The sequence below is a fragment of the Micromonospora sp. CA-248260 genome, from assembly GCF_050942205.1.
In the GTDB taxonomy this organism is placed as follows: Bacteria; Actinomycetota; Actinomycetes; order Mycobacteriales; family Micromonosporaceae; genus Micromonospora; species Micromonospora antibiotica.
This window is the reverse complement of record NZ_CP192021.1, coordinates 624,017-646,996: the sequence shown is the minus strand read 5'-3', so window position 1 is coordinate 646,996 and position 22,980 is coordinate 624,017. Positions and strand designations below refer to the sequence as shown.

19 protein-coding genes are annotated in these 22,980 nt (G+C 72.6%); 9 read left to right on the top strand and 10 right to left on the bottom strand.

From position 1 onward, the window contains the following. Window positions 1-60 precede the first annotated feature (60 nt). The 3 genes from ACQP2H_RS03095 (at window position 61) to ACQP2H_RS03085 (ending at window position 2,228) form a co-directional block, all read left to right on the top strand. Entirely contained in the window at window positions 61-645 is a 585-nt protein-coding gene (locus tag ACQP2H_RS03095; RefSeq protein ID WP_357533217.1) for a hypothetical protein, read from the top strand. Window positions 646-843: 198 nt separating this feature from the next. Next, window positions 844-1,644, top strand: a complete 801-nt coding sequence (locus ACQP2H_RS03090; RefSeq protein WP_219466310.1) for a SigB/SigF/SigG family RNA polymerase sigma factor — start codon at window positions 844-846, stop codon at window positions 1,642-1,644. A gap of 32 nt (window positions 1,645-1,676) precedes the next feature. Beyond that, a complete protein-coding gene (locus tag ACQP2H_RS03085) occupies window positions 1,677-2,228 on the top strand; it encodes a hypothetical protein (protein ID WP_357533214.1) in 552 nt (183 codons plus the stop codon). Window positions 2,229-2,284: 56 nt separating this feature from the next. Here the strand turns inward: ACQP2H_RS03085 and ACQP2H_RS03080 are convergent, their stop codons facing one another. The 3 genes from ACQP2H_RS03080 to ACQP2H_RS03070 are packed head-to-tail and all read right to left on the bottom strand — an operon-like array spanning window position 2,285 to window position 3,866. Continuing rightward, window positions 2,285-2,650, bottom strand: a complete 366-nt coding sequence (locus ACQP2H_RS03080; protein WP_219466303.1) for a hypothetical protein — start codon at window positions 2,648-2,650, stop codon at window positions 2,285-2,287. Then, window positions 2,647-3,573: a class I SAM-dependent methyltransferase gene (locus ACQP2H_RS03075; protein ID WP_433230933.1), complete on the bottom strand. Its 927-nt coding sequence runs from the start codon at window positions 3,571-3,573 to the stop codon at window positions 2,647-2,649. Before ACQP2H_RS03075 ends, ACQP2H_RS03080 begins: the two co-directional genes overlap by 4 nt. Then, window positions 3,573-3,866: a hypothetical protein gene (locus tag ACQP2H_RS03070; RefSeq protein ID WP_141723074.1), complete on the bottom strand. Its 294-nt coding sequence runs from the start codon at window positions 3,864-3,866 to the stop codon at window positions 3,573-3,575. Before ACQP2H_RS03070 ends, ACQP2H_RS03075 begins: the two co-directional genes overlap by 1 nt. A 55-nt stretch (window positions 3,867-3,921) precedes the next feature. On the opposite strand from ACQP2H_RS03070, the gene ACQP2H_RS03065 reads away from it, so the two are divergent. Both ACQP2H_RS03065 and ACQP2H_RS03060 read left to right on the top strand, forming a co-directional pair. After that, window positions 3,922-4,572, top strand: coding sequence for a TetR/AcrR family transcriptional regulator (locus ACQP2H_RS03065; protein ID WP_308290993.1), 651 nt, complete (start codon window positions 3,922-3,924; stop codon window positions 4,570-4,572). A gap of 89 nt (window positions 4,573-4,661) precedes the next feature. Then, on the top strand, window positions 4,662-5,909 hold the full coding sequence (locus ACQP2H_RS03060; protein ID WP_433230929.1) for a PP2C family protein-serine/threonine phosphatase: 1,248 nt from the start codon (window positions 4,662-4,664) through the stop codon (window positions 5,907-5,909). A 5-nt stretch (window positions 5,910-5,914) separates the two neighbouring features. On the opposite strand, the gene ACQP2H_RS03055 is transcribed toward ACQP2H_RS03060, so the two are convergent. Further along, complete coding sequence (locus ACQP2H_RS03055; RefSeq protein ID WP_433230926.1) at window positions 5,915-6,262, bottom strand: STAS domain-containing protein; 348 nt, start codon at window positions 6,260-6,262, stop codon at window positions 5,915-5,917. 336 nt (window positions 6,263-6,598) lie between these two features. Here ACQP2H_RS03055 and ACQP2H_RS03050 point away from each other — a divergent pair, with 336 nt between their 5' ends. Next, entirely contained in the window at window positions 6,599-9,148 is a 2,550-nt protein-coding gene (locus ACQP2H_RS03050) for an LVIVD repeat-containing protein (RefSeq protein WP_433230924.1), read from the top strand. Window positions 9,149-9,360: 212 nt separating this feature from the next. On the opposite strand, the gene ACQP2H_RS03045 is transcribed toward ACQP2H_RS03050, so the two are convergent. Next, window positions 9,361-10,032 (bottom strand): DUF305 domain-containing protein, encoded by a 672-nt coding sequence (locus tag ACQP2H_RS03045; RefSeq protein WP_357533207.1) that lies wholly within the window; start codon window positions 10,030-10,032, stop codon window positions 9,361-9,363. Between the two features lie 263 nt (window positions 10,033-10,295). Here ACQP2H_RS03045 and ACQP2H_RS03040 point away from each other — a divergent pair, with 263 nt between their 5' ends. Both ACQP2H_RS03040 and ACQP2H_RS03035 read left to right on the top strand, forming a co-directional pair. Further along, on the top strand, window positions 10,296-13,298 hold the full coding sequence (locus tag ACQP2H_RS03040; RefSeq protein ID WP_433230921.1) for a family 16 glycoside hydrolase: 3,003 nt from the start codon (window positions 10,296-10,298) through the stop codon (window positions 13,296-13,298). A 137-nt stretch (window positions 13,299-13,435) separates the two neighbouring features. Further along, a complete protein-coding gene (locus ACQP2H_RS03035) occupies window positions 13,436-14,668 on the top strand; it encodes a hypothetical protein (RefSeq protein WP_433230918.1) in 1,233 nt (410 codons plus the stop codon). 66 nt (window positions 14,669-14,734) lie between these two features. On the opposite strand, the gene ACQP2H_RS03030 is transcribed toward ACQP2H_RS03035, so the two are convergent. Continuing rightward, window positions 14,735-15,949 carry a PP2C family protein-serine/threonine phosphatase gene (locus tag ACQP2H_RS03030; RefSeq protein WP_255597845.1) on the bottom strand — a complete coding sequence of 405 codons (1,215 nt, stop codon included), beginning with the start codon at window positions 15,947-15,949 and terminating at the stop codon, window positions 14,735-14,737. Window positions 15,950-16,088: 139 nt separating this feature from the next. On the opposite strand from ACQP2H_RS03030, the gene ACQP2H_RS03025 reads away from it, so the two are divergent. Further along, entirely contained in the window at window positions 16,089-16,478 is a 390-nt protein-coding gene (locus tag ACQP2H_RS03025) for a DUF1304 domain-containing protein (RefSeq protein WP_219466280.1), read from the top strand. A gap of 92 nt (window positions 16,479-16,570) precedes the next feature. On the opposite strand, the gene ACQP2H_RS03020 is transcribed toward ACQP2H_RS03025, so the two are convergent. The 4 genes from ACQP2H_RS03020 to kdpB all read right to left on the bottom strand — a co-directional run bounded on the left by ACQP2H_RS03020 (window position 16,571) and on the right by kdpB (window position 22,977). Further along, complete coding sequence (locus ACQP2H_RS03020; RefSeq protein ID WP_363820578.1) at window positions 16,571-17,254, bottom strand: response regulator; 684 nt, start codon at window positions 17,252-17,254, stop codon at window positions 16,571-16,573. Next, on the bottom strand, window positions 17,251-19,791 hold the full coding sequence (locus ACQP2H_RS03015) for a DUF4118 domain-containing protein (protein WP_433230913.1): 2,541 nt from the start codon (window positions 19,789-19,791) through the stop codon (window positions 17,251-17,253). Before ACQP2H_RS03015 ends, ACQP2H_RS03020 begins: the two co-directional genes overlap by 4 nt. An 82-nt stretch (window positions 19,792-19,873) precedes the next feature. Continuing rightward, on the bottom strand, window positions 19,874-20,755 hold the full coding sequence (locus ACQP2H_RS03010) for a potassium-transporting ATPase subunit C (protein ID WP_433230910.1): 882 nt from the start codon (window positions 20,753-20,755) through the stop codon (window positions 19,874-19,876). Continuing rightward, window positions 20,755-22,977: a potassium-transporting ATPase subunit KdpB gene (gene kdpB, locus ACQP2H_RS03005; protein WP_433230907.1), complete on the bottom strand. Its 2,223-nt coding sequence runs from the start codon at window positions 22,975-22,977 to the stop codon at window positions 20,755-20,757. Before kdpB ends, ACQP2H_RS03010 begins: the two co-directional genes overlap by 1 nt. Window positions 22,978-22,980 lie beyond the last annotated feature (3 nt).

Here is a 22,980-nt window from a genome sequence, read left to right as displayed (position 1 = left end):
AACCTGTCAGGATCGCCCCGCCTCACGGGTTTCTGACATCAGGCGACGACCGTGGGCACCATGCCGAAGATGCTCTCCGTGCAGGCCCGTCGCTTCGCCGTACCGGTGCTGGTGGTCGGTTGCCTGCTCAGTGGTTGTTCCACCGCCCGCACCGACGACCGGGCCGACGGCCCACGGGCCGACAGTTCCCGGGTCGCCTCGTTGCAGAGCCCGGACCCGGCGTCGAGCAGCCCGGCCGGCTCCGTCGAGGACCAGCGTCCCCTGATCCCCCTGGACGCGACCAACGACGAGATCGAGGCCCTGCGGGCGGTCTGGGGTGAGTGCGTGGCGAAGGAGGGCGGCCCCGGGTACGAGGACGGTCGGAGCGTCATCTGGAAGGAGAGCCAGAAGGACCCGAGGGCGAAGGAGGTGCGGGCGGCGTGCCGGTCGAAGGAGCCGGAGTTCTTCGATGAACGGCAGAAGCGCACGGACAACGCCGCGTTCCGGGACAACCAACGGCAGTGGTACCAGTGCGCCAAGAAGGCCGGTTACCGGCTCACCGAGCCGGACGAGGACGGCGAGTTCGGCATCACCGAGGTCGGCCCGAACGGTGACTTCCAGTCGCCCCGGATGACGGCGTGCCGGCGGGAGGCGTTCAGCCGATGACCGGCATCATCCTTTCGGGTAGCCATCCTTCCGTCCTTCGGGTAGCGTTCGCTCCACCAGATGGACGACATGACGCGGTGGCCAGTCCCGTGATCGTGACCCTGTGACAGCGCGCAGCCCGTCCGCGTGCTCCGGCGTCAGCCGATGCGGAGGTTCCTCCGGTCGCTCCGATCAGCGGGCACGTGCGGAAGGCCCAGCATGCTCACCACGTCCGAACCGACCGCCGGCACCCCCACCGACCAGCACCGCGCCGCCAGCGCCGACGAGCTCGTGGCCGCGATGGCGGCGCTGGCCGCCGACGACCCGCGCCGCCCGGTGCTGCGGGCCCGCGCCATCGAGGCGTGGTTGCCGCTCGCCCGGCACCTGGCCCGCCGCTACTCGGGGCGCGGCGTCCAGGACGACGACCTGGCCCAGACCGCCGCGCTCGGGCTGATCAAGGCGGTCGACCACTTCGACCCCGAGCGGGGCGTCGCCTTCACCGGGTACGCCATCCCCACCGTCGTCGGCGAGATCAAGCGGTACTTCCGGGACCGCACCTGGTCGGTGCGGGTCCCCCGCCGGCTCCAGGAGCTGCGCCTGGCAATCAGCGAGGCGAACAGCACGCTCACCCACACCCTGGGGCGTTCGCCGACCGTCGCCGACATCGCCAGCTACCTCGACGTGTCCGAGGAGGCCGTCCTGGAAGGGTTGGAGGGGGCCCGCGCCTACCAGGCCACCTCGCTGTCCACCCCCATCGGCACCGACGGCGGCATGGAACTCGCCGACACCCTCGGCGTCGAGGACCACGAACTCGAACTGGTCGAGATCCACGTCGCCCTCGGCCCCGCCCTCGCCACCCTGCCGGACCGCGAACGCCGGATCCTGGCCCTGCGCTTCTACGGCAACCTGACCCAGGCGGAGATCGCCGACCGGGTCGGCATCTCCCAGATGCACGTCTCCCGGCTCATCACCCGGGCGCTGGCCGTCCTGCGCGGCCGGCTCACCGACGACCGGGGGTGAGTACGGCGGGCGACCACGGGTACTCCGCCCCCATGGCGCGGTACACGGAACCCGAGCTGCGGGAGCGGCTCAAGGACGAGATCAGGGCCGGTGACCGGGGTGGTCGGCCGGGACAGTGGTCGGCGCGCAAGTCGCAGTTGCTGACCCGGGAATACCAGAAGCGCGGCGGTGGCTACCAGGGCCCGCGCGACGAGCGGCAGCAGTCCCTGCGGCGCTGGGGTGACCAGAAGTGGCGGACCCGGCAGGGCACCACCCGGGCCCGGCACGACGGCGAGACCGACCGTTACCTGCCCGACCGGGCCTGGAAGCAGCTCTCCCCGCAGCAGCAGCGCGCCACCGACGCCCGCAAGCGCAAGTCGTCGACGGCCGGCCGGCAGTACGTCGCCAACACCGGGCCGGCCCGGCGGGCCCGCCGGAGCGTCACGTCGGCCGGGTCCCTCACCGAGCTGACCGTCGCCGAGGCGACCCGGCACGTCCGCGATCTTGACACCACGCAGCTCAGAGCGGCCCTGCGTGCCGAGCGCCGGGGCAAGGGCCGCAAGACGCTGATCCGTCGGCTGGAGTCGGCCCTCGACCGTCGCTGACCCCGAGCGGGACATCGCGGCGGCACGAGATACGCGGTGAGCCGGCATCGGACGACCTACAGCCGGTCGAAGCTCTCCATGCCGGCAAGGTCTAGCAACTCGGTCCGGACAGTCGGGCACTCCTGCCCGGTCTGGTCGTCGATCTGGCGGCCACTCGGCACCGCGCCCTGCTTCTCGTACCAGGAATAGAGGTTCACGGTGAGGTTGGCCATCGCGCCGGTCTCGGACCCGATACCCCGCAGTGTCGGCAACCGCCCCTCCAGGTAGGCGCACACCTCCTTCGCCGACACCGGCGTCGAGTCGCCGGCCGCGGCGGACCCGGCCGCGCTGGACGCGGCGTCGGGTGGCGCGGCGGCGGTGTCGCACGCGGACAGGGTGAGCACGAGACAGAGGGTCGACACGAGCGTACGCACGGTTTTCATCGGTTCTTCGTCCCTTCAGGGGGTGGGTAGGACGGGTCGTCCGCAGCGGACGGCTCGTCGGCCGCCCCGGCGGTCGCGGTGACGAGCCAGAGGCCGGCGGGCAGCCGGTAGCCGACGTCGGGTTCCCGGAACCGGTCGAGCAACCGGGCCGCTCCCGCGCGCGCCGCTGCCTGCCCGGCGGGCGGGGCCGCCCGGTACGCGGCACCGGCCGGGCCGATCTCGACGAGCCACTCGGCCACCGCCTCGGCGTCGTTGGGTGCCTGCATGACCACGTCACACGGCGTGGTCGTGACAGTGGTCCAGCCCGCAGCGGTGAGGATCCGGATGAGCCGCGCCGGGTCGGCGAAGGCGAACGGACCGGGTTCGGCTCCAACCGGTAGCGGTGGCAGCGCTCCGAGGTGCGGTGCCGCGCCGAGCATCGCGGCGAACAGCCACTGGTTGACGGTGCCGTCGCGGAACACGGTCGCGGCCAGTCGGCCTGCCGGGCGCATCGACCGCCGGATCGCGGTGCAGCCGGCGACCGGGTCCGCCAGCAGCATCAGGGCCATCCGCGAGTACGCGGCGTCGAACGGCGCTCCCGGTACGGCATCGAGGGTGTCGATGTCCGCCGCGTGGAACCGGATTCCGGGGTACCGGTCCGGGGGGAACCGTCGCCGGGCGGCGGCCACCATCGCCTCGGCGATGTCGACGCCGACCGCCGTGCCGGCCGCGCCCACGGCCGAGGCGAGTTCGGCCGTGGTGCCGCCGCAACCGCAGCCCACGTCGAGCACTCGTTCGGCGGGCCGTACGGCCAGGCGATCCATGGCCGCCGCGCCCAACGGTCGCCCGATCCCGTCCTGCCAGTCGGCGTGCCGGATCCAGCCGGCCGCCGCCCCTGCCCAGAAGGTGGCACCTCGGGACCGCAGGGCGGCGGCGTCGGCCATCAGAACGGCATCTCGGTGCCGTCGACGCTCACCGCGCGGAAGCCGGCCGCCTTCGTCGGGTCGAAGCCGTCCTCCTGCGCTGCCAGGCCCGCCGCCCGGACCAGCCGTTCGGACTGGAACCGGCGGAACGCGGCCTCGTCCTGCCAGATGTTGATGATGCGCCAGCCGTCCTCGACCGGGCCGGCGACGTGGGCGACGAGCCCCGGCGGCCGGTCCGGTCCGAGGTGCCGTTCGACCTGGCGGTACTCCGCCTCGCTGACGCCGGGCATCTCCTGCAACACACCGAACGGCATGGCCACCACTTTCGATAGAGTTATCATCTATCGAATAGAGCACTACACTCGTGGCGTGGTTGTCAAGAGGCGCTATGACTCCTCCCGGCGGAAGGAACAATCCCGACAGACCCGAGGGGCGATCCTCGAAGCGGCCGGTCGACTGTTCGTCGACCCCGGTTACGCGGCCACCCCGCTGACCGCCGTCGCCGCAACGGCAGGCGTCGCGGTCCAGACGGTGTACGCGCTGTTCGGCAGCAAGCGCCAACTGCTCTCCGACCTGGTCGACGTCACCCTGGCCGGCGACGACGAACCGGTGGCCCTGCCGGACCGGCCCTTCGTCGCCGAGATCCGGGCACTCGCCGACCCCCGCGCCAAGCTCATCCGCTACGCCCGCCACCTGGTCGAGGTGAACGCCCGGCAGGCCCAGGTGATGCTCGCGCTGGCCGGGGCCGCCACCGCCGATCAGGACGCCGCCGAGATCTGGCGCAAGAACGTCGACGAGCGCCGCCGGGGCATGGCCATGTTCGCCGCGGAACTCGTCGGCACCGGGGCCCTCCGCCCCGACCTGGACGTCGACCAGGTCGCGGACATCCTCTGGCTGGCGCAGGACGTCCGCAACTTCGACTGGCTCGTCCGGCAACGGGGCTGGCCACCGGAGCAGTACCAGCGGTGGTACGTGGACACGGTCGGTGGGGCCGTCCTCGCCGGCCCCCCGCCGGGGTGACCGACAGCGTGACCGGTCCCGGCGGGGTCCCCGCCGACCCACGGTCGGCTCGTGAGGCGGGCGGCACCCGGAGTGCCTATGCTCGACGGGTGGAGGACAGCGACCAGATCGTGCTGGCCGAGATGCTGCAGTCGGCCGAGGACGCCGCCCCGGTCGAGGCCGTCGAGGCGGTCACCGGAGCCATCGCCTCGGCGCTGGACGCGCTCGGCGTCTCGCTGCTGATCGCCGATCTCAGCGGTCGGGCCCTGGTCCGGCTGACCCACCAGCCGAGCGCCGACGGGCCGGGCCGCCTCCAGGACGAGGAGGCCGCCGAGGTGCTCCCGTTCGACGGCGGGCCCTACGAGCAGGCGGTGCGCCTCCAGCTCCCCCAGGTGCTGCCCGGCAACGGCCGGTGGCGGCTGCTCGCACCCGTCACCGAGCGCGGCGAGGTCATCGGCCTGCTGGAGATCGACCTGCCCGACGAGCCGGACGACGAGGTGATCGCCCGGGTCGCCCGGACCGCGCACGCGTTGGCGTTCGTGATAATCGCCAACCGGCGGCACACCGACCTGTTCGAGTGGGGGCAGCGCAGCACCCCGTTCACCCTCTCCGCCGAGATCCAACGCCGGCTGCTACCCGCCTCGTTCACCTGCGAGGGCGGCGCGTTCACCCTCTCCGGCTGGCTGGAGCCGGCCGCGAGCGTCGGCGGCGACACCTTCGACTACAGCGTGGCCCGCGACGTGCTGCACCTGAGTGTCACCGATGCGATGGGCCACGGGGTCGCCAGCGCGCTGACCGCCACTCTCGGGGTGGGCAGTCTGCGCAACACCCGCCGCCGTGGCCTGAGCCTGACCGCGCAGGCCGACCAGGCCAACAGCGCCATCGCTGAGCACGCCAACGTCCGTGGCGCGTACGTGACGGCGGTGCTGGGCCGCATCGACCTGCCCACCGGGCGCTGCGAGTTGCTCAACGCCGGGCACGTCCCGCCGATGCTGGTCCGCGACGGCCGGACCACGGCCCTGGAACTGCCCGGCAACTTCCCGCTGGGCATGTTCCCCGAGGCGGGCTTCCGCAGCGGGGAGGTCGCCCTGCGCCCCGGTGACCGGCTGGTCGTGGTCACCGACGGGATGCGCGAACGCAACGCCGCCGATCTCGACCTACCGGCCGCCCTGCTCGACATCGCGCCGTTGCACCCCCGGGAGGCGGTCCGGGCGCTGTCGGACGCGGTGCTGTCCATCGCCGGTCCGGCCCTGGCCGACGACGCGACCCTGCTGATCATCGACTGGTACGGCGACCACGGGCCGCGCCGTAGCACCGCCGGCGCGGACACCACCCGGGCCAGCGTCCGGCCCCACTGAGGGGATCACGACACCCGGGCCGCCGCCTCGGCGTCGGGCACCGTGTCGAAGATGCCGATGACCTGGTCGACCGACGTGATCGACAACACCGTACGGACCGACCGGCGGACCCCGGCCAGCCCGAGCCAGCCGTTGCGTTCCCGCAGCTCCCGATAGGCGACCACGAGCGCGCCGAGGCCGCTGGAGTCCATGAACCCGACACCGGTCAGGTCGACCACCACGACCCGGGCGCCGCCCTCGACCACTTCGCGTAACCGTTCCCGCAACTGCGGGGTGGTGCTCATGTCCAGGTCACCGGCGATCTCCACCACTGTGCCGGCACCCTCCTGGCGGGTCGACAGCGTGAATTCCACGTGAACCCCCTTCGTTGCGACGTACCGGACATCCGATGACGCAGTACGTCGTTCCCACGGTGCCAGAAACCACCCATGAGCGCTCGGCGACGCCCGCCGGGTGGGCGGGTCGGTGGCGACTCGACGACTGGCGCACGGACCGGGCCGACGCTTCCTACGCCTGTCGTGACCTGCGCGGTCGTCCGGAGGCAATTGCGCACGGCTTGCCGCGCAAACGCGTACATAACTCACATGAGTATCTTGACCAGCGACTGATCGTCGGTACGGTCCTTACTCACGCGGCGCGTTTCTCCCTATGTGGACGTCGCGGCTGGTCCTTCGATCGGAAGGCGATACATGACCACTCCCTCAACCCCCAGGGCACGCCGGGGCCGACGGGCACTCGGCCTGATGGCCGCCGGGCTGCTCCTGGCCGGCGCGATCCCCGGTACGGCGTCGGCGGCCGAGCCCGACCCACGCGTCGGCCTCGGCGCGGGCTGGCTCGACGCACAGTCCGCGATCAGCAACCTCGAACAGGTGGCGCACCGCGACAAGCCGGCCGGATTCGTCGACCCGACCAACCCTGGCAACGGCGGGTACTACAACTCGGACCTCGCCTTCGGCGGCCGGTACGCCTTCCAGGGCAACTACAACGGCTTCACGATCACCGACGTGGCCAACCCGGCCGAGCCGACCCTGGTCACCAGCGTGGTGTGCCCCGGTGGGCAGGGTGACCTCTCCGTCCAGGGCAACCTGCTCTTCATGTCGGTCGAGGAGACCCGGGGACGGGTCGACTGCGGCACGAACCCCAACGTCGGCACCCGGTTCCAGGGCGTGCGGATCTTCGACATCAGCGACGTCCGCAACCCGGTGCAGGTCGCGGGGGTTCAGCTCTGCCGTGGCTCGCACACCCACACGGTGGTGACCGACCCCCGCGACGCCGACAACATCTACATCTACGTCTCCGGTACGGCATCCGTGCGCCCGGCGACCACGATGGAGGGGTGCAACAACAACGCCGCCGACGGGGAGAACCCGTCGCGGTGGCGGATCGACGTGATCAAGGTGCCGGTGGCCGCACCCCAGAACGCCGCCGTGGTCAACCAACCGCGACTGTTCCAGGACCCGGCCACGGGTCGGGTCGACGGCCTCCAGAACGGCCCGGTGACGCCCCGGCACCCGTCCGGGTCGACCTGGTCGCCCACGCCGAACACCAACGCCTGCCACGACATCACCGCCTACCCGGCGATCGGCCTGGCGGCCGGCGCGTGTCAGGGCAACGGCATCCTGATCGACATCTCGGACCCGGCCAACCCGAAGCGGATCGACGAGGTGGCCGACCCGAACTTCGCGTACTGGCACTCGGCGACGTTCAACAACGACGGCACCAAGGTGATCTTCACTGACGAGTGGGGCGGGGGCAGCGGCGCACGCTGCCGCGACACCGACCAGCCGCAGTGGGGCGCCAACGCCATCTTCGACATCGTCGACCGGAAGATGACCTTCGCCAGCTACTACAAGCTGCCGGTGCCCCAGTCGCTGCAGGAGAACTGCGTCGCGCACAACGGCTCGCTGATTCCGGTGCCGGGCCGCGACATCATGATGCAGGCCTGGTACCAGGGCGGCATCTCGGTGTTCGACTTCACCGACTCGGCGCACCCACGGGAGATCGCGTACTTCGACCGGGGGCCGGTCAGCCCGACCTCACTCGTGCTCGGTGGCTTCTGGTCGGCGTACTGGTACAACGGCAACCTCTACGGCAACGAGATCGCCCGCGGTTTCGACGTGTTCAAGCTGACCCCCAGCGCGCACCTGTCGGCCGCCGAGATCGAGGCCGCCGGCCAGGTGAAGCTGGCCGGGTTCAACGCCCAGGGCCAGCCGAAGATCAGCTGGACGCCGAGCTTCGCGCTCGTCCGCGCCTACCACGACCAGGTGGTACGGGCCGGCGCGATCGACCCGGCGCTGAGCACGGAGGTCGACGCGGTCCTCTCCCGGGCCAGCGGATTCGCCGCCGAGGGCAGGCGGTTCGCCGCCGAGGAGCAACTGCGTGCCCTGGCCGACAAGCTCGACACCGCAGCGCACCGCACGCTCCGGCAGTCCGTGGTGGACCTGGCGGACACCTTCAACCCGAGGGTCGCCGCCACGGTGGGCCCGGCCGAGCCGACCGGCAGCAACGGCTGGTACACCGGTGACGTCACGCTCACCCTCACCGGCCTGATCGCCGGTCTCTGGACCGGTCAGTACTCGATCGACGACGGCGTGACCTGGGTGGACGTCCCGGCCAGCGGTGTCGCGACGATCAGCGCCGACGTCAAGGGTCCGGTGCGCTACCGGGCCGTCGACGGGGCCGGCAACACCTCCCGGCAGGGCAGCCAGTGGCTCAAGATCGACCGGACGGCACCCGCCGTGCAGGTTTCCGGGCTCACCGACGGCACCTCGTACGGTGACTCCGGTGCGCTGACGGTGGACTGGTCGGTCACCGACACCGGTTCCGGGCCCGGCATCAACCCGGACAGCGCGCTGCTGGACGGCAAGCGGGTCGCCCGGGGGACGACGGTCGCCCTGTCCAGCCTCCCGCTGGGCAGCCACACCCTGACGGTGACCGCGAAGGACAAGGCCGGCAACACCACCAACCGGTCCGTCACGTTCACCACGACGACGTCCTTCGCCGACCTGCGGTCCCTCGTGGACGGTTACCGGTCCGCCGGCACCGTCAGCGCGGGCAACGCCGACAAGCTGACCACCAGCCTCGGCAAGGCCGCCGCGGCGGCCAGCGGCGGGCAGCCGGCGGAGGCGGTCACCCACCTGACCACCTTCGTCGACCAGGCCCGCGCGCTCAACGCCGTCGGCGCGCGCAACCTGCTGGTCCGCGACGCCCAGGCGCTGATCGACCAGCTCGACAGGTAACCCGCCCGGTCCGGCCGGACCGACGGATCGCACGAACCGGGGCCTGCCCAGCGTCGCTGGGCGGGCCCCGGCCGTTCCCCGACTCCTGCGGCCCGGTCCGGTGCCGCCCGACGGCGGCTCAGCCGAGTTTGGCCAGCACCCGAACCGGTGCCGCCCGACGGCAGCTCAGCCGAGTTTGGCCAGCACCCGAACCGGTGCCGCCCGACGGCAGCTCAGCCGAGTCTGGCCAGCATCTGCTGCATCCGTTGGATCTCGATGCCCTGGTCGGCGTTGACCTCGCGGGCGAACTGGTCGCTCGCCGGCTCCAGCCCGCCGCCGCCCGCGTACAGCTGCTCCACCATGGTCAACGCGCCCTGGTGGTGGCGGATCATCGCGGTGAGGAAGAGCCGGTCGAACTCCGTACCACTAGCCTGCTTGAGCTGGTCGAACTGGGCGGCGGTCAGCATTCCCGGCATGAGCGCGTCGTGCGCCGCCCCGTCGTGCGGGCCGGCGGCCGGCACGTTGCGCTCGGCCAGCCAGGTGCGCATCCGGGCGATCTCGTCGCCCTGCGACACCTCGATCCGCTTGGCCAGCAGCGTCACGTCCGGGCTGGTGGTCCGTCCGGCCAGCAGCGCGGTCATCGCCAGCGCCTGCGTGTGGTGCGGGATCATGCCCTGGACGAACCGGCTGTCGGCTGCGGTGAACCCGGGCGGCGAGACCTGCGCCAGGTCGGTGCCGGACAGTTGCCGACCCGGCTGGCCGGGTGCGCCCGGCTGCACCACGCGTGATGTCGGCGGCTGGTAGGCCGGGTCGTCCCGGCCCACCCAGAGGGCCACTCCCACCACCGCGCCGAGGACGACCGTGGCGACCACACCGGAAACGACCACGCGACGGGGCAGCGGCACGATTCACCTACCAGTCTGGGCTTGAGCTGCGCAGAGTCCCTGGGAATAGTGCCTCAATCCCGGCACCCCCACCAGCCCACGAATCGGTGGAATCGGGCCCATCCGTAGCCACTTTCGCTCACTCATCGAAAAGTTTCCCCGAATCGATCCAAAGTGCTAGTGTCTGCGATCAATCTTTGGTGTGACGCGTTCCATACCGACCCGCCATCGGGAGAAAGTGGCGCGGTCCCTCCCCGGCCGGGCCCACCACCACTGGAGGAACCATGACCGCCCCGCACCGGCGTCGCTGGCGTCGCAGACCCGTGCTCGTGGCCGCCGGCACCGCCCTGGCCACCGTGCTCGCCACCGCCTCCGTCACCCCGGCCACCGCCGCACCCACCGCCGACCTCCCGCCCCAGGAACCCGGCGTCACCCTGCGCTCGTACGACATGGGCACCCCGCTGTCCGCGCTGTGCACCCTCAAGCCCGCGCAGACGCCCAACGTCGACAAGCTGATGCCGCAGGTCAACTGGACCAGCACGGATGACTTCGGGCTCGCCGACCGGTTCATCAGCCACGTCACCGCCAACCTCGCCGCGCCCGTGGACGGCACCTACGCCTTCCGCCTCACCAGTGACGACGGCTCCCGGCTGACCATCGGCGACGCGGTCGTCGTCGACCACGACGGGCTGCACGGCGAGACCGCCAAGGACGGCACGGTCACCCTCACCGCCGGCCGGCACCCGCTGCGCATCGAGCACTTCGACGACGGCGGCGGCCAGGTGCTGCGGCTGGAATGGCGTCCACCGGGCAACGCCGACTTCACCCTCGTCCCGAACTCCGCGCTGAGCACCGAGGCCGGGGTGGTCCGGGTGACCGCGCCGGGCTGGAAGTACTGCGAGGGGGCGACCGACTCGGCCGGCGACGGTCTGCCGCTCGACCGGGTGCACCCCGGCTACACCCTCACCGACCTGCGCCCCGACGGGTTCCGGCCGCAGGTCACCGGGATGGCGTTCCGCCCCGACGGCGCGCTGGTCCTGAGCACCTGGGGCGGCACCGACAACGCCACCGGCGAGATCTGGGTGGCCGAGGGCGCTACCGGCGCGACCGGCCCCGACCAGGTGACCTACCACCGGTTCGCCGACGGGCTGCGCGAGCCGCAGGGCGTCGCCGTGGTCGACGGCACCGTCTACGTCAGCCAGAAGCACGAGCTGACCGCGCTGCGCGACACCGACGGCGACGGCGACGCCGACGACCGCCGTACGGTCGCCACCTGGCCGTGGGGCGGCAACTTCCACGAGTTCGCCTTCGGCCTGCTCTACCGGGACGGGTTCTTCCACCTCAACCTGTCGGTCGCGATCAACCAGGGCGGCGCCACCACAGTGCCGCAGCCCGCCGCGAACCGGGGCACCTCGATCAAGGTCAACGCCCGGACCGGCAAGATCACCTATGTGGCCGGTGGGCTGCGCACCCCGAACGGGATTGGCTGGGGGCCGCGCGGCGAGGTCCTCGTCACCGACAACCAGGGTGGCTGGCTGCCCGCGTCCAAGCTGGTCCAGATCCAGCAGGGGGCGTTCTTCAACCACTACACCAGCCCCGACGGGCCGTACGACGACAAGCCGGTGACCCGACCGATCGTCTGGCTCCCGCAGAACGAGATCGGCAACTCCCCGTCCAGCCCCGTGCTGCTCGCGCAGGGGCCGTACGCCGGGCAGCTCGTCGTCGGCGACGTCACCTACGGCGGCCTGCAACGGGTCTACCTCGACGAGGTCGAGGGGCAGTACCAGGGGGCGGTGTTCCGGCACACGCAGGGCCTGGAGGCCGGCGTCAACGAGGTCACCCTCGGCCCCGACGGCGCGGTCTACGTGGGCGGCGTGGGGGCCGGCGGCAACTGGGGCCAGGAGGGCAAACTCACCTACGGCCTGCAGAAGCTCACCCCCAACGGCACCTCGGCCTTCGAGGTCAAGCAGATGCGGGCCACCGCCAACGGGTTCGACCTGGAATACACCGAGCCGATCTCGGCCGAGACCGCCGCGCGGCTCGCCGGGGCGTACCAGGTGACGCAGTGGCGCTACGGGGCGACCAGCCAGTACGGCGGGCCCAAGCTCGACATGGAGACACTCACCGTGACCCGGGCGGTGCTGGCGGCCAACGGGCGCACCGTCCGGCTGCGCATCCCCGGCCTGAAGGAGAACCGGGTGGTGCACGTCCGCTCCCCGCGCCCGTTCTCCGCCGCCGACGGCGAGCAGTTGTGGAACACCGAGGCCTGGTACACGCTCAACGAGATCCCCGGCCGGGTGGCCCAGCCGCAGACCTTCTTCGAGGCCGAGGAGGGTCGCACCGTCGGCGTCGGCCTGGCCACCGACCACGCCGCCTACTCCGGTGCCGGCTTCGCCGCCGGGTTCGCCGACGACGGCGCGTCGACCCGGATCTCCGTCGACGTCCCCGAGGCCGGCAACCACGACCTGGCGATGCGCTACAGCAACGGCCCCAACCCGTTCTCCGGCCCGAAACAGCTCAGCCTGTACGTCAACGGCAAGCGGATCGAACAGACGGTCTTCCCGTCCACCGTCACCTGGGAGGAGTGGGGCACCGTCACCAGCAGGGCACACCTGCGGCGGGGTCGCAACATCGTCGAGTACCGCAAGGAGAGCGCCGACTCCGGGCACGTCAACCTCGACGTGCTCGCCGTCCGGCCACGCGGCGAACGGATCACCCTGTTCGACGGCGGCGACCTCACCGAGTGGCAGCACACCGACGGGCGCGAACCGGAGTGGACGCTCGCCGGCAACACCATGACCGTACGCGGCGGTGACCTGCGCACCGTGCAGGCGTTCGGCGACTTCCGGCTGCACGTGGAGTTCAACCTGCCGCTCTACCCACCGGAGGTGACCGGGCAGCAGCGCGCCAACAGCGGGGTCTACCTCCAGGACCGCTACGAGATCCAGGTGCTCGACTCGTTCGGCGTCGACCCGCCGCAGAACAACGACTCCGCCGCCATCTACACCCAGAAGGCGCCCGACGTGAACGCGGCCCGACCGCCCCAGACCTGGCAGACGTACGACATCGAGTACCGGCAGGCCCGCTACGACGCGGCCGGGAACAAGGTGGCGAACCCCCGGGTGACCGTGGTGTGGAACGGCGTCACCGTGCACGACGACGTGGAGATCCTCGGCCCGACCGGCGGCAGCCGGCCGGAGGGCCCGGCGGCCGGCGCGATCCGGCTCCAGGACCACGGCAACCCGGTCCAGTACCGCAACATCTGGATCAAGCCGCTCGACGGGTGACCCGGTAGGAGACGCGGCCGGGACCGTTTCGACGGCCCCGGCCGCGCCGCGTCGCGGGCTGGCCTGATCGGCACCTCCTTCAGGCGCGGATCCGCCCCGGCACCGAACTCCGCGCGAGCCTGGATAGAGTTACGTCAATGACGTCGCTGGAGTGGTCACCCGCCCCCGTCGGCATCGACGCCAGCCGCTGGGTGAGCCGGTCGGGTTGCCGGCCGACGCTCGTCGTGGCCCACACCATCGCGAGCTGCCAACGCTTGCTGGACGTCATCGGGTACGTCGAGGGCGACCCCCGCGTGCAGGTGGTCTTCACCGTGGCGCCGGACGTCTTCAACCATCAGGTGGCACGGTTCCTCGACCGGCTCGGCGCGCTCGTCCTGCCCTGGTACCAGGCCGTCCGGGAGCACTTCGACCTCGGCATCGCCGCCGCCCACGGCGGGCTGCACCAACTGCACGCGCCGCTCCTGCTGCTGGCCCACGGGGCCGGACGGAGCAAGCGGGTGCGACCCGGTTCGTCCGACGCGCCGGTGCTCGCAGACCCACCGGTGTACGGTCTCGACGCCCAACGGCTGACCCATGACGGGCGCGTGCTCCCGACAGCCCTCGCCCTCTCCCACGACCGTGAGTTGGAGGTGCTGCGTCGGCAGTGCCCGGAGGCGGTCGAGGCGGCTGTGGTCGTCGGCGACCCCTGCGTCGACCGGCTCGTCGCCAGCCTTCCCCGCCGCCCGGACTACCGGCGGGCCATGGGGTTGGGCGCGCATCAGCAACTCGTCGTGGTCTCCTCCACCTGGGGCAGGGACGGTGCCTTCGGCCGCTGGCCGGACCTGCTTCCACAGTTGATGAAACAGCTCCCGGCGGACCGGTACCGGGTGGCCGCGCTGCTGCACCCCGCGATCTGGGACGGACACGGGCACCGCCAGATCCGCGCCTGGCTCCGGGGCTGCCTCGACGCCGGGTTGCTGCTGCCCGATCCGACCGAGGACTGGCGTGGCCCGGTGGTTGCCGCCGACCACGTCGTCGGCGACCACGGCTCCGTCACGGCCTACGCCGCCGCCATCGGACGCCGGACCCTGCTGCTCCCCGCCCAGGGACCGGTACCGGCCACCGGTACGGCCCAGCACCTGCTCGCCACCCACGCACCCCGCCTGGACCCCCGACAGCCGCTGATCTCCCAACTCGCCCTGACCGGCGAGGTCGACCCCGAGACGGTGATGGCTGCGTTGACCGCCCGCCCGGGCAATGCCGGCGTGCTGCTGCGGCGCACCATGTACCGCCTGCTCCGGCTTGCCGAGCCCGACCAGCGGCAGCAGACCGACCCCGTCCCCATGCCCCGCCCCCACCACTGGGCGACGGAACGTGGTCTCGCCGGCTGAGCGGTGCGCATCCTCGTGACCAGGGCTCCCGGGCACCTGGCGACGCTCACCCTGGGGTCGTCGCCCTCACGGTCCGCTGGTCGTGCGCTCGCGCAGGTGGGACAGCGGTGCGTGCGGTGGACGCCACTCCAGCAGCAGCGCCGTCGCGTCGTCGTCGAGCTGCCCCTCCTGGTAGGCGACCACCGCGCGCACCAGCCGGCGCATCGTCTCCGGGGTAGCCAACTTGTCGTTGAGGGCCCGGTTGACGAAGTCGACGAGACGCGTCAACCCGAACCGTTCCCCGTCGACGCCCCGCGCGTCGGTGATGCCGTCGGTGTAGGCGAGGATGCGGTCCCCGGGGTGCAGCTCCTCCTCGTACACCTCGGGGCGCTGGGTCGCCAGGTGGCCCAGGCCGAGCGGGAGCGCGGTCGGGCCCGGCAACTCACGGATCGCCTTGCCGTCGCGCAGCAGCAGCGCGCCCGGGTGGCCGGCGTTGATCACCCGGAGCCGGCCGGTGCTCCGCTCCAACTCGACCAGGAGCGCCGTGGCGAACATGTGCGGGTGCTCGGAGCGCACCCACCTGTCGATGCTGGTCGCCGTGTCGACCAGGTCTAGGCCACAGCGGCGCGCGTTGCGGTAGGCGCTGACCACCAGGGAGGCCAGGGTGCTCGCCTTGATGCCGTGTCCGCAGGTGTCGAACAGCCCGACGCTGAGCACGTCACCGTTGAGCGCGTAGTCGAAGATGTCCCCGCCGACGTCGTAGCACGGTTCGAGGATGGTGGTGAGCAGCATGTCGTCGGTGGCGAAGGTCAGCGGGGGCAGCAGGCCCCAGACGATCTCGGCGGCGACCTGCATCGGCAGCCGACGCCGCAGCCGCTCCACCACGTCGCCGTACGGTCGGCGGTTCACCACGAGTTGCGCGACGCAGGTCGCCAACTCCCAGGCCGGCTCGTTCATCGCCGGGTCCCCGGCGGCCGGCGAGACGATCTCCAGCACGCCCATCCGTTCGCACCCGACGAGCAGCGGCACCCAGATCCGGTCCGCGCTGTCGGCCGCGTGCTGCACGTCGAGGCCGGTGAACGCCCGACCGGCGAGGGTCGTCTCGATCGCCAGCTCACCCCGGTCGAGACCGGCACCGAGCAACGGTACGAGGCTGGCCTGCTGGTAGTCCGCCAGGTAGATCACGATCTCGGTGGCGTCCATGGCCGGCGCGGCCCGGTTCACCAGCAGGGGCAGATCGTCCGGCCCGCCGCGGGGTGCGGCGAGCTGGAGCCACCGCACCGCGTCACCCGCGTCGGCCAACCTGAACCTCCCCCATCTTGTCCTCCACACCGTAGGAGGCACACGGCAAACCGCCAACACCTGATTCGGGCAGCACGGCGGGCAGGGAGAATGACCGTGGCGGACATCTCGGGTCCGCGCCAACGAAGGAGGCAGGGTCGTGGTCGTCGCGGGACTCGTCCTGGCCGGCATCGCCGGCCTCATCCATGTCTACATCTTCTACCTGGAGTCGGTCGTCTGGACCACCGCCCGCGCCCGCGCGGTCTTCGGCACCAGCCGCGAGGAGGCGGAGGCCACCCGGCAGCTCGCCTTCAACCAGGGTTTCTACAACCTCTTCCTGGCCGTCGCGATCGTCGTCGGCATCGTCGCCTACGCCGTCGGCGCGCACACCGTCGGCGCGACCCTGGTCTTCGTCGGCGCCGGGTCGATGGTCGCCGCCGGGCTGGTGCTGCTGATCTCGGCACCCGACAAGGCCAGTGCCGCGCTCAAGCAGCTCGTCCCCCCGCTCCTCGCCGTCGCCGCCCTGGCGATCGGGCTCAGCCTCGGGTAGCGGAGGCGGGACAGCGACGCCCGGTGACGGAGGCGGCCGTGAACCGACGAGAACCGCCAGCCCGGTGACCGTCGGGGCACGGCCTGAGGCGGTCAGGGGCGGTAGCGGTAGCCCATGCCCGGCTCGGTGATCAGGTGCCGGGGCCGGGCCGGGTCGTCCTCCAGCTTGCGTCGCAGCTGCGCCAGGTACTGCCGCAGGTAGTTGGTCTCCTGCTGGTACTCCGGCCCCCACACCTCGTGCAGGAGCTGACGTTGGCTGATCAGCTTGCCGGGGTGACGCAGCAGCCGTTCCAGCACCGCCCACTGGGTGGGGGTGAGCCGGACCTCGGTGCCGTCGTCCCGGGTGACGGTGCGGGTGGCGAGATCGACGGTGTGCCGACCCACCTGGGCGGTGGCCGTCGCGTCGACGGGTGAGGAGGCGAGGCGGCGGGTGACGGCGCGGATCCGGGCGAGGAGTTCGTCGACCCCGAACGGCTTGGTGACGTAGTCGTCGGCACCGGCGTCGAGGGCGGCTACCTTGTCCGCGCTGCCGGCCCGCCCGGACAGCACGATGATCGGGATGGTGGTCCAGCCGCGCAGGCCCCGGATGACCTCCACGCCGTCGAGGTCGGGCAGGCCCAGGTCGAGCACCACCAGGTCCGGCGGGTGGGCGGCGGCGGCCTTCAGCGCGGCCGTGCCGGTCCCGGCGACCTCGACGTCGTACCCCCGGGCGCGCAGGTTGATCCGCAGCGCGCGGAGGATCTGCGGTTCGTCGTCGACGACCAGGATGCGGGTCACCGGTCCGGCCTCTCGTCGGCGGCGGGCAGCCGCAACACCATGGTCAGCCCCCCACCGGGGGTGGTCTCCGGGGTGATGCTGCCACCCATCGCCTCGGCCAGCCCCCGCGACAGGGCCAGCCCCAACCCCACCCCGGTCTGGTTGTCCCGGTCGCCGAGCCGCTGGAACGGCAGGAAGACGTGCTCCCAACGGTCCTCGGGGATGCCGGGGCCAGTGTCGATGACCCGCAGCTCCACCTGCCCGGCGTGGCTGCTGGCGGTGAGCGTGGGCGGCTGCCCGGCCGGGCTGTGCCGCAGGGCGTTCGCGACGATGTTGACCAGCACCCGTTCCAGCAGGCCCGGGTCGGCGTCGACCGCCGGCAGGTCGGCGGGAATGTCGGTCCGTACGTCGGCGGCGGCCGGCCCCAGCTCGTCCAGGGCCAGCGGTACGGCGTCCTCCAGCCCGATCGCGGTGCGGGTGACACCCAGCGCGCCGGCCTGCAACCGGCTCATGTCGAGCAGGTTCGCCACCAGCCGGCCGAGCCGGTCCAGGGACTCGTCGGCGGTGGCGAGCAACTCGGCCCGGTCCTCGGGGTCGAAGTCGACGTCGGGGCTGCGCAGGCTGCTCACCGCGGCCTTCGCCGACGCCAGCGGGGTACGCAGGTCGTGGCTGACGGCGGCGAGCAGCGCGGTGCGTAACCGGTCGGCCTCGGCGAGCGGCCGGGCGGTGGCGGCTTCCTCGGCGAGTCGTTCCTGGCGCAGCGCGACGGCGGCCTGCGCGGCGAACGCCTCGACGATGCGCCGGTCGGCGGCCTCCAGCCGACGGCCGCTGAGCACCACGGTCAGCCGGTCGTCGACCGGCACCGTGGTCTCCCCCGCGCCAGGGCTGCCCGCCGGGTCCACCCCGACGCTGGCGACCCGACGCCAGGCCCCCTCCTCGTGGGCCCGGCCGGGCCGCCCCCGCGCGTCGGGGACGAGTTCCAGGACGCTGACCGCGCGCAGCCCGAAGGTCTCCCGCAGCCGGTCGAGCAGCGCCGGCAGCGGCCGTTCACCGCTCAGCACGCCACCGGCGACGGTGGCCAGGGTCTGCGCGTCGGCGGCGGCCCGGGCCGCTTCCCGGGTACGCCGGGCCGCCACGTCCACCACCCAGCTCACCGCGACCGCCACCCCGACGAAGACGCCCAGCGCGAGGAGATTGTCCGCCTCGGCGATGGTCAGCGTGCGGTACGGCGGGGTGAAGAACCAGTTCAGCAGCAGCGATCCGCCGAGCGCGGCGACCAGCGCCGGCCAGAGCCCACCGACCAGCGCCACTCCGACCACCCCGGCCAGGAAGATCAGGATGTCGTTGGTCAGGGTGAGGTCCGGCAACACCGACAGCAGCAGGGTGAGCAGCGGCAGGCCCAGCCCGGCGAGGGCGAACCCGAGCAGCCGACGCCGTCGGGACAGCGCGGCCGGCATCCCGGCCCCGCGCCGGCCCCGCCCGGCCTGCGGGTGGGTGACCAGGTGCACGTCGATCGCCCCGGAGCGGGCCGTGGTGGTGACGCCGACGCCCCGGGCGATCAGCTGGGCGAACCGGCCGCGCCGGCTCGCGCCGAGCACCAGTTGGGTGGCGTTGACCCCCCGGGCGAAGTCGAGCAGGGCGGCCGGGACGTCCCCGCCGAGCACCTGGTGGTAGCTGCCGCCGAGGCTCTCCACCAGGACCCGCTGCCGGGCGAGCTGGGCCGGGTCCGCCCCGGCCAGCCCGTCGTCGCGGGCCACGTGCACGGCGAGCAGGTCGGCCCCCTTGCTGCGGGCGGCGATCCGGGCCGCCCGGCGGATCAGGGTGTCCCCCTCCGGGCCGCCGGTGAGGGCGACGACGACCCGTTCCCGGGCCTCCCAGGTGGCGGAGATGCCCTCCTGGGCCCGGTACCGGTCGAGCTGGTCGTCGACCTTGTCGGCCAGCCAGAGCAGGGCCAGCTCACGCAGCGCGGTGAGGTTGCCGACCCGGAAGTAGTTGCCCAGCGCCGCGTCGATCCGGTCGGGCCGGTAGATGTTGCCGTGCGCCATCCGCCGGCGCAGCGCCTCCGGGGTCATGTCGACCAGTTCGACCTGTTCGGCGGCGCGGACCACGGCGTCCGGGACGGTCTCCCGCTGGGTGGTGCCGGTGATCCGGGCGACCACGTCGTTGAGTGACTCCAGGTGCTGGACGTTGACCGTCGACAGCACCGAGATGCCCGCGTCGAGCAGTTCCTGGACGTCCTGCCAGCGCTTGCCGTGCCGGGAGCCGGGCACGTTGGTGTGCGCCAACTCGTCGACCACGACCAGCTCCGGGCGGCGGGCCAGCACGGCGTCGAGGTCCAGCTCGGTGAACTCGGCGTCCCGGTAGCGCAGCGTGCGCCGGGGCAGCACCGCCAGGTCGCCGATCATCGCGGCGGTGTGCGGCCGGCCGTGCGTCTCCACCAGGCCGACCAGCACGTCGGTGCCCCGCTCGGCCCGCCGCCGGGCCTCCTCCAACATGGCGTACGTCTTGCCGACGCCGGGGGCGGCACCCAGGTAGATGCGCAGTTCACCTCGTGGCACAGGACCATCCTCTCGCTGTGCGTACCGCCCCGGGGCGCGACCGCCGGGCCGGCACCCCGGGCAGGGGTGCCGGCGTCGGGGCTCAGCGGGCGGGCAGGCTCCGGTCGAGGGCCAGGTTGAGGGCCAGCACGTTCACCGCGGGGGCACCCATGAAGCCGAGCGTCCGGCCGGTGGTGTGCTCGGCGACCAGCCGCCGGACCACCGCCGGGTCCGCGCCGCGCTCCCGCGCCACCCGGGCCACCTGGATCCCGGCGTACGCGGGGCTGATGTGTGGGTCGAGGCCGCTGCCGCCGGCGGTGACCGCGTCGGCGGGGACGGCGGGGTGTGCCGGCGCGTCCCCCCGGACCGGGGTGATCAGCCCACCGGCGGCCCGGTAGTCCTCCCCGGGTTGCGCCAGCTCCACCGGCACCCCCTGCCAGGAGGTGACGAACGGGGTGGCCGGGGCGGTCTGGTTGACGCTGACCACCCGGGTGATCCGGCCGGTCAGCCCGTCGGCGCGGAACACCGCCAGCACCGCCCCCACCCCGTCGGGCGTGCAGTACGGCCGCCGCCCGTCGACGCCGTCGAGCAGGCCGACCGCCCGGCTGCGGGCGCAGACCTGGCTGAGCAGGCTCCGGGTCGAGTCCTGCGGGTCGACGGCGAGGGCGTCCAGCACGCTCTCCGGGCCGAGGTTCGAGGCGCCGGAGGCGGTCGGGTCGTAGCCGTCGCCGGCCCCCGACGGGCGGGACTGGAAGTAGCGCGGGACGGGGTCGCCGTCGACGTCGGTGAAGGACTGCCCGATCAGGGTGCTGCCGACGGTCCGGCCGTCCACGGTCAGCAGCGAACCGTCGGTCTTCGCGTCGAGGCCGGGGAGCCGGCCGACGGCGACCAGGGTCAGCGGGTAGGCCACCCCGAGCAGCACGGTGAACACGAGCAGGGCGCGCAACGCGGCGAGGTGGGCGGCGAGCCAGGCGGGTGGGCGCATCACGAGACTCCCGGAACGAACTGGATGAGCAGGTCGATGAGTTTGATGCCGACGAACGGCGCGACGATGCCGCCGAGGCCGTAGACCAGCAGGTTGCGGCCGAGCAGCCGGGACGCGGCAGCCGGCCGGTAACGCACCCCGCGCAGCGCCAACGGTACGAGCGCGATGATCACCAGGGCGTTGAAGATCACCGCCGCAAGGATCGCCGACTCGGGGCTGCCCAGCCGCATCACGTTGAGCCGGTCCAGGCCCGGGTAGATGCCGGCGAACATGGCCGGGATGATCGCGAAGTACTTCGCCACGTCGTTGGCGATGCTGAAGGTGGTCAACGCGCCCCGGGTGATCAGCAACTGCTTGCCGATCTCCACGATCTCGATCAGCTTGGTCGGGTCGGAGTCCAGGTCGACCATGTTGCCGGCCTCCTTCGCCGCCGACGTGCCGGTGTTCATCGCGACCCCGACGTCGGCCTGGGCCAGCGCCGGGGCGTCGTTGGTGCCGTCCCCGGTCATCGCGACCAGCCGGCCGCCCTCCTGTTCCCGGCGGATCAGGGCGAGCTTGTCCTCCGGGGTGGCCTCGGCGAGGACGTCGTCCACCCCGGCCTCGTCGGCGATCGCCTGCGCGGTACGCGGGTTGTCGCCGGTGACCATCACGGTCCGGATGCCCATCCGGCGCAGCTCGGCGAACCGCTCCCGCATCCCGGTCTTCACCACGTCCTTGAGGTGGATGACGCCGAGCGCGCGGGCCGGCTCCCCGGCGACGTGTTCGGCCACCACCAACGGGGTGCCGCCGAGCCCGCTGATCTCGTCGACCAGCTGACCGACCTGTTCGCCGGGGTGACCGCCGTGCTCCCGTACCCAGGTCAGCACCGCCGTCGCCGCCCCCTTACGGACCCGGCGGGCCGGCGCGTCCTCCGGCGTCAGGTCGACGCCGCTCATCCGGGTCTGCGCGGTGAACGGCACGAAGTCGGCGTACGGCAGCAGCCCCGGCTCCTCCGCGCGCAGGCCGAACTCCTGCGTCGCCAGCGCAACCACCGACCGGCCCTCCGGGGTCTCGTCGGCGAGGCTGGCCAGCTGCGCGGCGGCGGCCACGTCGGCGGTGGTGACCCCGTCGGCCGGCAGGAACGCGACGGCCTGCCGGTTGCCCAGGGTGATCGTGCCGGTCTTGTCCAACAGCAGGGTGTCGACGTCCCCCGCCGCCTCCACCGCCCGGCCGCTCATGGCCAGCACGTTGCGCTGCACGAGCCGGTCCATGCCGGCGATGCCGATCGCCGACAGCAGCGCCCCGATGGTGGTCGGGATCAGGCAGACCAGCAGGGACACCAGCACCACCCCGGTCACCCCGTCGTCGGTGACCGCCCCGGTGTCGGGCGCGGCGGCCTGCCAACCCTTGGCGAAGATCGCCAACGGTTGGAGGGTGACCACGGCCAGCAGGAAGATCAGGGTGAGCGCGGCGAGCAGGACGTTCAGCGCGATCTCGTTCGGGGTCTTCTGCCGGTCGGCCCCCTCGACCAGGGCGATCATCCGGTCGATGAAGCTCTCCCCGGGCCGCTGGGTGATCCGCACGACGATCCGGTCCGAGAGCACCCGGGTGCCGCCGGTCACGGCGCTGCGGTCACCGCCGGACTCCCGGATCACCGGCGCGGACTCACCGGTGATCGCGGACTCGTCGACGCTGGCGATGCCCTCGACGACGTCACCGTCGCCGGGGATGGTCCCACCGGCGCTGACCAGGACGACGTCGCCCTGCCGCAGCTGCGGCGCGGGCACCGCCTCGTCGGTGTAGGTGTCGGCGCGGGCACCCGGCGACCAGCCGACCAGGCGGGTGGCGATGGTGTCCCGCTTGGCCTGCCGCAGCGAGGCGGCCTGCGCCTTGCCCCGGCCCTCGGCGACCGCCTCGGCGAGGTTGGCGAAGAGCGCGGTGAGCCAGAGCCAGCCGGTGATCGCCCAACCGAACACCGACGGGTCGGTCACCGCCAGGACGGTGGTGAAGGCCGCGCCGATCTCCACGATCAGCAGCACCGGGTTGCGCCACAGGGTGCGCGGGTCGAGCTTGCGCAGCGCGTCGGGCAGGGAGCGGAGCAGCTGCCGGGGGTCCAGCAGGCCGCCACCGGCCCGGCCACCACCCGGTGCCCGGCCGTCGGGTGGGCCCACCGCCACCCGGGCCTCGGCTGGGCCGGCGGTCGGCGGCTGCTCGCCACCGGATGCCACGGACGGGACGGTCATGTC